Below are 13,958 nucleotides of genomic sequence, written 5' to 3' on the forward strand. Positions count from 1 at the left end.
AAATTTTTCTAAAGGAAATCCGAGAAAATTGCAGGTTGTGTAAAAAGTATTGCCACGAAGGCACGAAGACGCGAAGATTTTTTATCAAAAATAGAAAGATTTTCGTCATTTTTTGTCATTTCGACGAAGGAGAAATCACACTAGTATTTCCGCATGTATAATTTCCAATCTTTGCAGAGTTTCGTGTGTGATTTCTCCTTCGTCGAAATGACAAACTAATAGGGCTTTGGCAAAAAAAACTTTGTGTGCCTTAGCGCCTTAGTAGCAAAAAAAAACTACTTCGGGAAATCCTGATTCTGATAAGCACCCAAATCTGGTGGAGAAGTTCTTGTAATACCTAAAATATCTATTGGAATGATATACGCCTGATTCCCTTTCGCGAAAGCGGCAGAAGTTTTATCAATATTGAATTTATTTTCAGAAGGTTTATAAAATTTCGGATTCTCATTTAGAATAATATTATTATAATGTTCCGTATCAGTTTTAAACTGATAAAGCAGATTTGTTGATGAACTGCTGAATTTTAAAAGACAATTATTCAATTGATAAACAAAAGGAGAATTAGCGTTTTTACTCAAATTAAATTCATTTGTAGTCGATCCGTAAATTATACAGTTATTAAAAGTAGCCTGTGTCAGAGGGTTAGTTTCGGGACTGGCGCCCGCTAATGAATTACTCAAACTAACTGCGAATTGGGAAGGAGCCGACCAATTATTGTTAAAAGTACAATGTGTGAATTTATAGTTTCCACCATAAACACAAGATAAACTAGTCAAACCAGCATAGTTAATTACTAAATTTTCTCCCGTAATTTGAGCGTTTTGAGCTAAAATTCCATATTCGGCACAATTGTAAATCTGTGAGTTTTTAATTTCAATTGTGTTTGAAGGACTTCTAAAATCTAAACCAACAATCGCATTTTTTAAAGTTAAATGATTGATGGAATGATTGACACTGCCTCTCTCAAAAATAACAGATTTCCATTGTCCTGGAATATCTGAATACATTGGTTCTAAACGATCACCTTCAAAAACAACTTCGTTTTCCAATTTATTAGTGGTTGAAGTTGCTCCATTAATTTGTAAAGAAGCTTTGTTGTCAACATATAAACCAGAATTGGCGTGAAAATGAACTCTCGCACCAGCTTCAAAAGTCACGGTTTTGTTTTCTGGAACTCCTGCGTAACCATAAATGACGTAAGGTTTTTGTTTGGTAAAAATTAATTCATTACCATTTTCAGAATCATTTTCGCTCAAATAAAATCCGTCAACATCTTTACCGTCGATTTTGATTTTTTCTTTTGTTCCATCAGCATTTTGATTTGGAAATAAAAAAACAGCATCTTGAATCAAAGTAACTAAAGCCACTTCTTGCAGGTTAGCTCCACTGTCAAATTGGATTTCATCGGTATATAAAAAATCGGTTGGATTGGCGTCTGTAATATCTGCGGTGGTTTCTATAAAAATGTACAGGCTGTCTTTTGCTAAAAGGGTAACATCTTTAAAAATTTTCCCATTGTTGCCTGTCATTCCGTCGACAGTCATTCTGTATTTGGAATTTAAACCTTTTTTGAGTTGAACGACCGGAATCGAAATATCATTTTTACTCTGATTGTAAACTTTTAATTGATACGTGCTTGAACCAATATTTTTAAAAATAGTGTCTAGATAAACCGTGTCTTTTGAAAACTTCAAATCTCCGGAACTGGCTACAGTATCAAAATCAGTTCGACAAGAGCTGAACGCTAGAATTAAACCCAGAACGAAGATTGAAAAGTATTGACGCATTGTTGTTTTTCTTTTTTTTTTGCCACAGATTAAAAGGATTAAAAAGATTTTTTTTTCGCCACTAATTCCGCGAATTTCCACGAATTAAATTGAATAAAAACTCGTGGAAATTCGTGGCTATCTAAAAAAAGTCCTTCTAATCTGTGTAATCTGTGGCTCCAAAAAAGCCAAAGATTGATTTTTGATTGTTTTTGTAAAAATAGCAAAAAACCTACACGTTTGAAGTTGAATTTTAAATTTTAGAATCGGATTTTAGATTTATGTCTTATCTTTCTTTAATTTTACGATTTTAAAGTTTATTTTAATGAATTATACAAAAGAGCAGATTTTGGCACGCTGTAATGAGTTTTCTAAAAACACATTAATGGAAACGCTAAAAATTGAATATATCGACGCCGGAGAAGATTTTTTAGCTGCAAAAATGCCAGTAAATCCTAGCGTTCATCAACCAATGGGATTATTGCACGGCGGTGCATCTGTTGCTTTGGCAGAAAGTGTTGGCAGTGCGGCTTCATTCTTTTTTATCAATCCGAAAGAGCAGGAGGTAAGAGGCATTGAAATCTCGGCAAATCACCTGAAAAGTATTCGAGAAGGTTTTGTTTTTGGAACAGCCAGAATTATTCACAAAGGAAGAAGCCTTCATCTTTGGGAAATCAAAATTACTGATGAAGAGGGGAACTTGGTTTCACTTTGCAAATTGACGAATATGGTTTTAGATAGAAAGAAAAGCGAATAAATATGAATTCATTTTTCTTAAAAATTAAAAATCATAAAGAGCAAAATTTACCTTTTGTACTTTATTCCAAACCCAATGCAACAAACTACATTGGGATTTTACAGCAAAATTCTGTTTTAAATATCGTTTCAGATTATAGCGAAAAAGGATTTGTTTTCGCTTCTTTCGATGAAAAACAATTAATTCTGATTCCAGAAAATGAATCTGAAATTATTACTGCCGAAAAAGAAACGACTTCATTTGAGCCAATAGAAATTGATGATTTGAGTTTTGATCAAGAAGCTAAATTTCAATATGAATATTTAGTTGTTCAGGGAATTCAGGCGATTAAAAATGAAGAATTCAAAAAAGTAGTTTTATCACGAAATGAAGAAGTGCCTTTAACTGAATTTGATTTTATCGAAACTTTTCAGCATTTGGTTCAATTATATCCAGCGACTTTTTGTTATTGTTTTTTTCATCCAAAAGTTGGAATGTGGATGGGTGCTACGCCGGAAAAACTTTTAAAAGCAAACAGAAATGCTTTTGAAACCATGGCTTTAGCGGGAACGCAAAAAGATAATAACCAAACAGAAATCGTTTGGCAGCAAAAAGAAAAAGACGAACAGCAGTTTGTGACTGATTTTATTGTAAAACGTCTTAGAGAGTTTACGGCTTCGGTTGTGGTTTCTGAGCCATATAGTTTAAAAGCAGGATCGATTTGGCATATCAAAACGGATATTTCGGGAGTTTTAAAAGAAAATTCAACTTTAGAAGAAGTTATTGATACTTTGCATCCAACGCCTGCCGTTTGTGGACTTCCGAAAAAGAAATCAAAAGCTTTTATTTTAGAAAATGAAAAGTATGAGAGAACTTTTTATACAGGTTTTCTAGGAGAGTTAAACAGCAGTTTTGAAGGAAATAATTCAAGTTCTGATTTATTTGTAAATTTACGATGCATGCAGATTCAGGAAGATAAAGCAATTTTGTATATGGGCTGCGGAATCACAAAAGAAAGCATTCCTGAAAAAGAATGGGAAGAAAGCGTCAATAAATCGATGACGATGAAAAGAGTTTTGAGAAAATAGTTTATAAAATTGTTTCAAGTTCCAGGTTTCAAGTTTCGCTACAACTTGAAACCTGAAACTTGAAACTTGAAACAAAAAATAAATGAAATTAGACATATTAGCATTCGGTGCGCATCCAGATGATGTAGAATTGGGTTGTGCCGGAACCATTTTAAAAGAAGTATCCTTAGGGAAAAAAGTAGGTATTGTAGACTTGACACGCGGTGAATTAGGAACTCGTGGAACGGCAGAAATTAGAGATCAGGAAGCAAAAGATGCAGCTGACATTTTAGGCGTTCTTGTTCGTGAGAATCTGCGTATGCGCGATGGATTTTTTGTTAATGATGAAAAACATCAATTAGAAGTCATTAAAATGATTCGTAAGTATAAACCTGAAATTGTATTATGCAACGCAATCGACGATCGCCATATTGATCACGGAAAAGGAAGTAAATTAGTTTCAGATTCTTGCTTTCTTTCGGGATTAATGAAAATTGAAACTTCGATCGATGGAGTGCAACAAGAGGCGTGGAGACCAAAAGTAGTTTACCACTATATTCAATGGAAAAATATTACTCCAGATTTTGTAGTTGATATTACAGGTTTTGAAAAAAAGAAAGTAGAAGCGATTTCTGCTTATAAAACCCAATTTTACGATCCGAATTCAAGCGAACCTGCAACGCCAATTACAAGTAAAAACTTTTTTGAAAGCTTAAATTATCGTGCGCAGGACTTAGGAAGACTGGTTGGGAAAGATTTTGCCGAAGGTTTTACAGCTGAAAGGTGTTTGGCAGTCAATAGCTTAGAAGATTTGATTTAATTTTTATAAAAATTTTTCATTTTTTTCTTTGTAGAACTCAACCTTTGTTCTATATTTGCACTCGCTAAGCAGAAAAATGGTGGTTGTAGCTCAGCTGGTTAGAGTAGCGGTTTGTGGTGCCGCGGGTCGCCGGTTCGAACCCGGTCAGCCACCCAGATAGAAAGCCTTGAAGAAATTCAAGGCTTTTTTTGTTTTTCTAAGAAAAGAAAAAAAGTAAAATTCCAATTTTTGAAACTCCAAATTCCAAAGCATGTAAATTTGGAGTTTGAATTTTTTTATTTTGAATCTAATCTCAAAGAATTTGGAATTTGGGTTTTAGAATATTGGAAATTAAAAAAGCACAACTGTTTAAGTTGTGCTTTTCTGGTGGTTATTATATTTGGTTTATGTATTATCTAATTTCTTCAAATGTAGTTCCTTGTTTTATATCGCCACTTTTAAAACCTTTATTAAACCAATACATTCTTTGTTCAGAAGTTCCGTGTGTAAAAGAATCGGGAACAACGTGTCCTTGCATTTTACTTTGAATAGCATCGTCTCCAACAGCATTTGCAGCACTTAATGCTTCTTCAATGTCTCCAGTGTCTAAATTGGTTTGATTGTAATGTGCCCAGACCCCAGCATAAAAATCGGCTTGTAATTCTAGTGCTACAGATAATTTATTGGCTTCTGCTTCACTTTTTCCTTGTTGCATTTGACGCATTTTTGCGGAGGTTCCTAGCAAAGTTTGAATGTGATGTCCAATTTCATGCGCAATTACATAAGCAATGGCAAAATCGCCTCCTTTTGCACCAAATTTGGTTTTGAGTTCTTCAAAGAAATCTAAATCCATATATACTTTTCGATCGCCTGGACAATAAAACGGACCAGAAGCTGATGATGCACCTCCGCAAGCAGTTTGTACAGCACCTTTAAAAAGTACTAATTTAGGTTTTTCGTATGTCATGCCATTATCGGCAAAAATTTTACTCCAGATGTCTTCATTATCAGCCAAAACAACTCTCACAAAATTCCCCATTTCTTCGTCTTCCTTGCTTAATGGGGCTGCAGCTTCTGTCTGCTGACCTTGTCCGCCTTGCATTTGTTCTAGAATAGGCGCTATTTGCTGACCGGTTTCACCACCAAAAACATTAAGAAGCAAAACAATTATTCCGATAACTCCACCGCCAATTATTGCTTTACCTCCGCCAGAAATCGATCTTCTGTCTTCGACATTATCACTTTGTCTTCTGCCTTGCCATTTCATATTGAATTGTTTTTTAACGTTGTACGAATTTATAGATTTTTAATGATAAATTTTATAATTGAAACGTTTATGTTTGGTTTTAATTTCATTAACGCTCTAGGACCGAAAACTGGAATTGAATCGAAATATTATCCCAGCCATTTAATTAAAGCCTCTTCAACAGTTCCTTTCATAATAGGTTTGGAGATGTAATCGTCCATTCCTGCAGAAATGCATTTATTTCGTTCTTCTTTTTCTGCACCTGCAGTAACCGCAATTATTGGAATATCGCGACCTTTTTTGGTATTTCTAATAGCTTTTGCAGTTTCATAACCATTCATAATTGGCATTTGAATATCCATAAAAATAATGGTCGGATTAATTTTTTCAAATTGCTGAATGGCTTCGTATCCATTTTCACATTCAAAAATAAAAGCGTTATTGTATAAGTTTTTTATAATGGTCTTAAGAAGAAGCATGTTTACTTTGTTATCTTCGACAATTAAAAAAGTAATATTGTTGCCGTTTGTTCCTATTTCGTGAGCATCTAAATCAATATTTAAACTTTTAAGTTCGGCATTGTATTTGTCATTAATACTTTGGTTGCTGGTTTTTAAATTCAAATCGAAGAAAAAAGTGCTTCCTTCATCAATTTTGCTCTCCAGCTGTAAACGGCTTTCCATTAAAGCAAGCAATTGGTTGGAAATGGTCAAGCCCAATCCTGTTCCTCCAAATTTTCTCGTTGTAGAGCTGTCTTCCTGTAAAAAAGCTTTGAAAATTTTCTTTTTATTTTTTTCAAGTATGCCAATTCCTGTATCAATTACGGCAAAACGAATAATGGAACTACTGTTTGATTTTTTTTCTAAAACCGAAACATTTAATTTGATGGAACCCTCGGTTGTAAATTTTACAGCGTTTGAAAGCAGGTTGATTAAAATTTGTTTAAGACGAACAATATCGGTCCAAATGTATTTAGGAACATCAGGGTCAATATTCAACTCAAGTTCCAGATTTTTTTTGTTGGATTCATATACAATTAAATCAAAAACTTGCCCTAATATTTTTTTTATATCATATAAGTCAATAAAGAGCTCTAGTTTTCCAGCTTCAATTTTTGAGAAGTCCAAAATATCATTTATGATTTCAAGAAGAGAATGAGCCGATTGATTGATTGTGGTCATGTATTTTTCTTGAATTTCCTCCAAATCTGTTTTCATTAATAAGTGTGTAAAACCGATAATTCCGTTTAGAGGAGTTCTGATTTCGTGCGACATATTGGCCAAAAAGTCAGATTTTGATTTGCTTGCGGCTTCTGCCAACTGTTTGGCTTTTATAGCGTCTTCGATTTCTTTTTTGCTTGTAATATCAAAATAAATTCCACCGACAAATTCAATTTCGTCGTCTCGCTTAATTACGTCTCCAAATTCTTCTATCCAAATAAATTCGCCGCTTTTGCGCTTAATGCGATACACATTATGCAAAGGCATGCCGTTTTGCAGATTATCGATCTGATTGTTGATTACTTCATCTTTATCATCAGGATGAATTAACGATAGAAAAGATAAATTATTTTCAATAAATTCAGATTTTGAATAACCTGTAAGGTTAAAAACTTCGTCATTTAAGAATATTTTGGTCGAAAGAGCATCAAATTTTGATAGATAAACCGTTCCGGGAATATTATTGGCAATCAGTTTAAATTTTTCCTCGCTTTCAATGATTTTTGTTTCGTTTCGGTTTCTTTCTAATGCAGATGAGATGTTATTTGCTAAGACTTGAAAGATATTAATTTCGTCTTCAGACCATTTTCTTTCTGTTGTACAATCATCAAAACCAATAAAACCAGTAAAAATATCGTTTATGTAAAGCGGTAAAATTAAAATCGATTTAATTTCATTGTCGATGAGAAGTTTTTTGAAAAAACCATCATTAAGATTTCGAGTTAATGTGTTTAAGATTTTTCTCTGTGATGCAACATCATAAATTTCTCTTAGATTTTCTTCTGTCATATGACGAAGAGGTGTAATCTGATGGGCAATACCATCTCGAGACCATTTGTATTTTTGGCTGACAGTATTGTAAATAACATCTTTTTCGTAGTAATACATATGATCAACTTTGGCTGCCTTTCCAATAATGTTATAGGTTTCCTCAAACATTTGATGTGTAGTTTTGCTAAGCAGGAATTTTTCGGTACATAAAGAAAGTGCGGACAAAAGCTGACTTTTGAGCTCCAATTTTTTTTCAGCTTCTAATCGCATTTGGGAAGAAATAGCAAGTGAAATCACGTCTGAAATCGTTCTTGCATAATTAATGTCTTCATTGTCCCATTCCCGCTGTTGTTCGGTGCTTTCAAAACAAACCACTCCTTCTAATTGACCAGTTAGAAAAATTGGCACATCTAGCATCGATTTAATATCGTTTTTTGTAAAGTAAAGCTTTTGAAATTCTGATGTTTCCAGTTTGTTGAATACATCTGGCGCATTTATAATTGCTTTGTTGTTCAGTGTTTCAAAATAAATAGGATAGGACTCTTTGTCTAGAATGTTTTTATCATTCAAACTCTGATTGTCTAGACTGAAAAGATTTTTGCAGGTAATTAAATCATTGTCATATTTCCAGAAGCTTACACGGTTTACTTGACTTATAGAAGCGGCTTCTTTTAATATTAAATCAATAACAGTATTTAATTCGTCATATTTGCTAAAATCTGTAGTTGATAATTTCTTAGTCGAATTGTTATAGGCTTCAATTTTTTTAAGACGCCTTTTTTTTTCGTTTTCAATAGTCTTTTTCTCTGTAATATCTCTTGCAATTCCAGAGAAACCAGTCGTTAATCCCAAATCGTTTTTACGGACAATGATTTTTTGCGAAATCCATATTTCTTCGCCATTTTTCTTTAAAATAGGAATTTCAATAATCGGATAATTACTTTCATTAAGCACTAAATTTTCATAAAAATCTACGGCACTAGTGATGTAATGTTCCTGAATAAAATTGGAATAATGTTTTGTGATTATTTCATTTTCTGTATAACCAAGAATTGCAAAACCAAATTCATTTATAAAAGTAAAATGACCTTCGGCATCAATTTCAAAAATGATATCGGTTGCTGTTTGAATTAGATTTTTGTATTGATCCTGAACAATAACCTGCTCTGTAACGTCTTGTCCAATGCTGATGATTAAATCATCTGAGAACTTTTTGTCTTTCCATTGAATGTATTTGTACTCACCATTTTGAGTTTTTAATTTTCTGATGTAAAGCTTGTTTTCTTGATTTTTTGAGGGATTTAATTTTTCTACTGAATCTTGTGTTAATTCCCAGAATTTTAATCCCATTACTTCTTCGGGCTGATATCCGAGAATTGGAGTTATGGTTTCGCTGCAAAATAGTATTTCTCCTTTTTGATTGGATGCTATCGTAAGTGAATTTCCTTTGTGGACAATTTCACTTGCAAACCTAAAATTATCACGATTGTTTAATAAAACAGCATATTTTACCTGATTGATAATGAAAATAAGAATGCAGAAATTAAGCAATAAAATGGACGATTTTATTGGGATGAGATGAAGCCCCAACGCAACAATTAGAAAGGCAAACGTTAAAGCGACAAAAGACCAGTAGACTTTTATAGGCTTTAGGATGTTGTATGAAAAGAAAAAAGAAATAAGAAAAACAATGATTGGTACAACATCACTTTTTAAAGTGACAATATTGTAAGCAACGTAACTGATATAAATGAAAAAACAAGAAATAAAAATCTGCTGGATCTTATCTCTCATCCATTTGATTTTATCTATTATCATGTAAATGACAAGAACGGAAACACCAATTAGAACATTTACAATTAATAGACTTTTGGGTCTAATTTTGAAAATTTCATTAATGATTTCGATGACAATTACTGCAATACCAAAAAACAAAATGTAAAGTTGATATTCTTTGCTAATGGTATCTTGCTCTTTCTTTTTTTCGATGAAATATCCAATTTTAGCTTTAATCTTAAAAAACTGGTAAACCAATAGAGAAAGAAAGGCAACAAGAGATAAACCTAGTACAACAAGTTTGTGATTGTTGTAATAAATAATGTCAGTATTAAGTACATACCATCCGGTCATAATTGATTCAAAGGCACTTCCGAAAGCGGAAATTCCTGAAATAACCGAATTGAAAAAACTACAGTTTGCGGCCATAGAATTTGGGGTATGTTGGTTTAGTAAATAGCGTTTTGAAAATTCTTAAAAGAATTGGTTAAGTTCTTTGTAATTAAGAGTTTTCGATTAATCTATGTCATATTTTCCAATTGAATCAATAGAATCTTCTTCTTCAGATTCTGTTCCGAAAATGGCAAAGTAAGTTGCATATTGCATTGAGCTGTTAAAAACTACAGTAAATATTATTCCTATGCAGCATGCTACAAGTCCTACTAGAGAACCTAAAAAACCGATAATAAAAAAAGCGAATATATTTAGTGGATTTTTAGTAACTATACTAATGCTTGCTTTTAAAGATTCTATTGCTGTTAAATTTCCAAAAACAATTAAAGGGGTTGATAAGTATACGAAATAGGTTATAATATACGGAATCGCAATCGCAATTACATCTCCAAATGGAATATTCAAGCTTTTAATTAAATTTGAAAATAAGTTTCCTATAATAGCTGTGATAATTGCAGCGACGAAAATTTGCGTAAAATATTTTCCTTTGTAGTAGTAAAACATCGTAGAGACATTAAATTCAACGTCTTTATCTGCTGAATCTGCCATCTTTAAAAACCCTGCACTAAAAGGCGCTATTAATGCTGCTAGAACAGAAAAGCCAATGGTTTGCATTAAAAGCTCAACAACTGTAAAATTTTGATTTGTAAATTCCTTTAGATAATCTTCCTTTAGACTTTCAAATCCAAAATAGGCAATCATTATTCCCATGTATGCCATTACAATGATAATGGTTAAGACCAAAATGATAAGTCCCGAATAAAGAGCTATTTTTTTATAGTTTTCGAAAGCGTGATTAAAAACTGTAGCAAAATCAAGGGAAAAGCCATTTTTTTTAATGTCCTCAATTTGGTCAAATGTCGATTTCATTTTTATGTAAAATTGTTTTATAGACTTATAATATTTGAAAGGTATCTTGACGTAAATATAATATTTTTAATCAATTCCGTATAAAAATCTATAAAACATTCCGAAATGTTTTCAACTGATTTATAGCCAGTCTAAAATTCGTTTTATGGAAGCCAATTTATCTTTGTAAGGTGCGTAGCGCATAGGTAGATCAAGCCAATTCCCTTTTTTGACTATTGCTTTATGGTGGGAGAATGTATCGAAGCTTCGTTTACCGTGATAGGCACCAATTCCGCTATGGCCGACACCGCCAAAAGGTAGTCTGTTATTAGAAAAATGAATAACAGAATCGTTGATGCATCCGCCTCCAAAGGAGTATTTTGAAATTAATTTCTGTGTAAATGAATTATTTTCACTAAAAATATAAAATGAAAGAGGTTTCTCATAACGGCTAACAATCTTTTCGATGTCGCTTTCATTTTCATAAACAAGGATAGGCAGAATAGGACCAAAAATTTCTTCTTTCATAACCGGGCTGTCCAAATCTGGTTCTTCAAGAAGTGTCGGAGCAATATAAAGTTTGTTGGCATCGCTTTCTCCTCCAAATAAAACATGTTCGTTTTGAATCATATTGGTCAATCGATACCAATTTTTGGTGTTTATAATTCGTGCAAAATCAGGAGATTTGTCAATTTTTTTGCCATAAGCTTTTATGATTTCTTCAATTAAATATGAAATGAAATTCACCTTCATATTTTTTTGGATCAGAATATAATCAGGAGCAATGCAAGTTTGACCAGCATTAATAAATTTTCCCCAGACAATTCGTTTTGCCGCGAGCTTTAAATTGGCAGTTTCATCAATTATACATGGATTTTTGCCTCCTAATTCCAGAGTAACTGGAGTTAAATTTTCTGCAGCCGCTTTGGCAACAATTTTGCCTACAGAGACACTTCCGGTAAAAAAGATATAATCCCAGCGCTGTGCCAACAGTTTATTGGATACATCAACACCGCCTTCATAAACCTCTACATGATTCACATGAAATGTTTTTTCTATAATTTTAGCAATTATGGCTGATGTATGAGGTGTAAGTTCAGACGGTTTTAAAACAACTCTGTTTCCAGCAGCAACTGCTGCAACAAGAGGGCATAAAGCAAGCTGAAAAGGATAATTCCAAGGAGCAATAATCAATACATCTCCGTAAGGTTCTTTATAAATATAATCGCTAGAAGGGAAGTTGAGCAGTGATGGAAAAACGCGTTCAGGTTTTGCCCATTTATTAATTTTTTTTATAACATCTTTAAGCTCAGAAATGACATAATTGGTTTCGGTCAAAACAGCCTCGAACTCAGGTTTTTTAAAGTCGTCGTATAAAGCTTTTACGATTAAATCTTCACTTTTTTGAATATTATACAATAACTTTTTTAAAGTTTCTTTTCGATACCCGATGTTGCTTTTATAATCCATTTTCCGATTAACTTGAATTTTCTCTCTGCAAGTTAATTTATAAAATTTAAAATTTTAACAATTAAATCATAAAAATCATACAGCGTTCCAAATCGGATCGTCTGGAGTAGGAGCAATAATCGTAATATTTTCTTTTGAAACAGGATGTACAAAAGTTAGTTTTCTGGCATGAAGATGAATTCCTCCGTCAGGATTGCTTCGATCTGCGCCATATTTTAAGTCTCCTTTTATTGGCGAACCAATTGCAGATAACTGAGCACGAATCTGATGATGGCGTCCTGTATGCAAATTGATTTCTAGAGCCGTATAATTTTGAAGTTCTTTTATGATTGTGTAATCTAAACTGGCTAATTTGCTGTCCAGAACTTCTTTTAAATGCGCTTTTGAAGTGTTATTCTTTTCGTTTCTTTTTAAATAATGAACCAATTTTGCTGAGGCTTCTTTTGGTTTATTCTTTACAACAGCCCAATATGTCTTTTTAGTTTCACGATTGCTGAATAATTCATTCATTCGGGACAAAGCTTTACTAGTTCTAGCGAAAACCACAATTCCTGTTGTAGGACGATCCAAACGATGAATAACGCCCAAGAAAACATCTCCAGGTTTGTTGTACTTTTCTTTGATATATTCTCTCACAACATCAGACAAAGGTTTGTCTCCTGTTTTGTCGCCTTGCACAATATCACCTACACGCTTATTAACCACAATGATGTGATTGTCTTCGTGTAAAACTTGTAAATTGTCTTTGGTAGAAATAATTTTCATGATGAGAATTTCGAATTATATGTAGAGATTTGGCTAAAGTCTTTAAGGAGGATTAAAAATAAACCTCCAGCTAAAGCTGGAGGCAATTTATAAAAACCTTTGAACCTTTGTTACTTTGCCTCTTTGTACCTAAAAAGAAACCTTAGCAACTCAGAACCTCAGTATCTTAAAAAATTAATATTGTTCATTAGCATTAGGAAAGTCGCTAGACTTAACATCTGCAGCATATTGTCCGATTGCTTTAGTCATTTCTTCGTAAAGATTTAAGTAACGGCGTAAGAAACGAGGGCTGAATTCGTTATTCATTCCTAACATATCGTGAATTACCAAAACTTGACCATCAACACCGCCTCCAGCTCCAATTCCGATAACAGGAATAGAAATGCTTTCAGCTACTTTTTTAGCAAGCGCTGCTGGAATTTTTTCCAAAACAACCGCAAAACAGCCTACTTTTTCAAGCATTTGAGCATCTTCGATTAATTTATCTGCTTCTTCTTCTTCTTTAGCGCGAACAGTATAAGTTCCGAATTTATAGATAGATTGAGGAGTTAAACCCAAATGTCCCATAACTGGGATTCCAGCATTTAATATTTTTTTGATAGACTCTTTAATTTCTTTTCCGCCTTCAAGTTTTACAGCATGTGCGCCGCTTTCTTTCATGATTCTGATAGAAGAACGTAAAGCTTCTTTTGAATCTGACTGGTAACTTCCGAAAGGCAAGTCAACTACAACCAAACCTCTTTCTACAGCGCGAACTACAGAAGAAGCATGGTAAATCATTTGATCTAAAGTAATTGGTAGCGTTGTTTCGTGACCAGCCATTACGTTTGATGCCGAATCACCAACTAAAATTACATCGATACCAGCAGTATCAACAATTTTCGCCATTGTGTAATCATACGCAGTTAGCATAGAGATTTTTTCTCCGTTGCTTTTCATCTCAATTAATGACTTTGTTGTGATTCTTTTATAATCTTTTTTTGCTACTGACATTTTATTGTTTTTTTGATAATGTAAAAGTATTGAATAATTGTAGAATG

The 13,958-nt window shown here is 33.1% G+C and carries 10 protein-coding genes and 1 tRNA gene; 4 read left to right on the forward strand and 7 right to left on the reverse strand.

Going from position 1 to position 13,958, the window contains the following annotated elements:
• Nucleotides 1-275: 275 nt before the first annotated feature.
• Nucleotides 276-1,787, reverse strand: coding sequence for a hypothetical protein (locus ABXT06_RS03360; protein WP_354589470.1), 1,512 nt, complete (start codon nucleotides 1,785-1,787; stop codon nucleotides 276-278).
• A 304-nt stretch (nucleotides 1,788-2,091) separates the two neighbouring features.
• On the opposite strand from ABXT06_RS03360, the gene ABXT06_RS03365 reads away from it, so the two are divergent.
• The 4 genes from ABXT06_RS03365 (at nucleotide 2,092) to ABXT06_RS03380 (ending at nucleotide 4,542) form a co-directional block, all read left to right on the forward strand.
• Nucleotides 2,092-2,523 carry a PaaI family thioesterase gene (locus ABXT06_RS03365; protein ID WP_354589471.1) on the forward strand — a complete coding sequence of 144 codons (432 nt, stop codon included), beginning with the start codon at nucleotides 2,092-2,094 and terminating at the stop codon, nucleotides 2,521-2,523.
• A gap of 2 nt (nucleotides 2,524-2,525) precedes the next feature.
• Nucleotides 2,526-3,590, forward strand: coding sequence for an isochorismate synthase (locus tag ABXT06_RS03370; protein WP_354589472.1), 1,065 nt, complete (start codon nucleotides 2,526-2,528; stop codon nucleotides 3,588-3,590).
• An 82-nt stretch (nucleotides 3,591-3,672) separates the two neighbouring features.
• Complete coding sequence (gene bshB1 / locus ABXT06_RS03375; protein ID WP_354589473.1) at nucleotides 3,673-4,389, forward strand: bacillithiol biosynthesis deacetylase BshB1; 717 nt, start codon at nucleotides 3,673-3,675, stop codon at nucleotides 4,387-4,389.
• 79 nt (nucleotides 4,390-4,468) lie between these two features.
• Nucleotides 4,469-4,542: transfer RNA gene (locus tag ABXT06_RS03380), tRNA-His, on the forward strand.
• A 238-nt stretch (nucleotides 4,543-4,780) separates the two neighbouring features.
• Here the strand turns inward: ABXT06_RS03380 and ypfJ are convergent.
• The 6 genes from ypfJ to panB form a co-directional block, all read right to left on the reverse strand.
• A complete protein-coding gene (ypfJ, locus tag ABXT06_RS03385; protein ID WP_354589474.1) occupies nucleotides 4,781-5,635 on the reverse strand; it encodes a KPN_02809 family neutral zinc metallopeptidase in 855 nt (284 codons plus the stop codon).
• A gap of 128 nt (nucleotides 5,636-5,763) precedes the next feature.
• On the reverse strand, nucleotides 5,764-9,810 hold the full coding sequence (locus ABXT06_RS03390) for a PAS domain S-box protein (protein WP_354589475.1): 4,047 nt from the start codon (nucleotides 9,808-9,810) through the stop codon (nucleotides 5,764-5,766).
• 87 nt (nucleotides 9,811-9,897) lie between these two features.
• A complete protein-coding gene (locus ABXT06_RS03395; protein ID WP_354589476.1) occupies nucleotides 9,898-10,704 on the reverse strand; it encodes a hypothetical protein in 807 nt (268 codons plus the stop codon).
• Nucleotides 10,705-10,824: 120 nt separating this feature from the next.
• Nucleotides 10,825-12,153, reverse strand: a complete 1,329-nt coding sequence (locus tag ABXT06_RS03400; protein WP_354589477.1) for an aldehyde dehydrogenase — start codon at nucleotides 12,151-12,153, stop codon at nucleotides 10,825-10,827.
• A gap of 75 nt (nucleotides 12,154-12,228) precedes the next feature.
• On the reverse strand, nucleotides 12,229-12,918 hold the full coding sequence (locus ABXT06_RS03405) for an RluA family pseudouridine synthase (protein WP_354589478.1): 690 nt from the start codon (nucleotides 12,916-12,918) through the stop codon (nucleotides 12,229-12,231).
• 174 nt (nucleotides 12,919-13,092) lie between these two features.
• Complete coding sequence (gene panB / locus ABXT06_RS03410; RefSeq protein WP_354589479.1) at nucleotides 13,093-13,911, reverse strand: 3-methyl-2-oxobutanoate hydroxymethyltransferase; 819 nt, start codon at nucleotides 13,909-13,911, stop codon at nucleotides 13,093-13,095.
• Between the last annotated feature and the right edge of the window lie 47 nt (nucleotides 13,912-13,958).

The sequence above is a fragment of the Flavobacterium sp. UW10123 genome, from assembly GCF_040538975.1.
GTDB lineage: Bacteria > Bacteroidota > Bacteroidia > Flavobacteriales > Flavobacteriaceae > Flavobacterium.

Coding starts and splice junctions, on each gene's coding strand:
- ABXT06_RS03360 (WP_354589470.1), bottom strand. CDS start 1,787: ATGCGTCAATACTTTTCAATCTTCGTTCTGGGTTTAATTCTAGCGTTC.
- ABXT06_RS03365 (WP_354589471.1), top strand. CDS start 2,092: ATGAATTATACAAAAGAGCAGATTTTGGCACGCTGTAATGAGTTTTCT.
- ABXT06_RS03370 (WP_354589472.1), top strand. CDS start 2,526: ATGAATTCATTTTTCTTAAAAATTAAAAATCATAAAGAGCAAAATTTA.
- bshB1 (WP_354589473.1), top strand. CDS start 3,673: ATGAAATTAGACATATTAGCATTCGGTGCGCATCCAGATGATGTAGAA.
- ypfJ (WP_354589474.1), bottom strand. CDS start 5,635: ATGAAATGGCAAGGCAGAAGACAAAGTGATAATGTCGAAGACAGAAGA.
- ABXT06_RS03390 (WP_354589475.1), bottom strand. CDS start 9,810: ATGGCCGCAAACTGTAGTTTTTTCAATTCGGTTATTTCAGGAATTTCC.
- ABXT06_RS03395 (WP_354589476.1), bottom strand. CDS start 10,704: ATGAAATCGACATTTGACCAAATTGAGGACATTAAAAAAAATGGCTTT.
- ABXT06_RS03400 (WP_354589477.1), bottom strand. CDS start 12,153: ATGGATTATAAAAGCAACATCGGGTATCGAAAAGAAACTTTAAAAAAG.
- ABXT06_RS03405 (WP_354589478.1), bottom strand. CDS start 12,918: ATGAAAATTATTTCTACCAAAGACAATTTACAAGTTTTACACGAAGAC.
- panB (WP_354589479.1), bottom strand. CDS start 13,911: ATGTCAGTAGCAAAAAAAGATTATAAAAGAATCACAACAAAGTCATTA.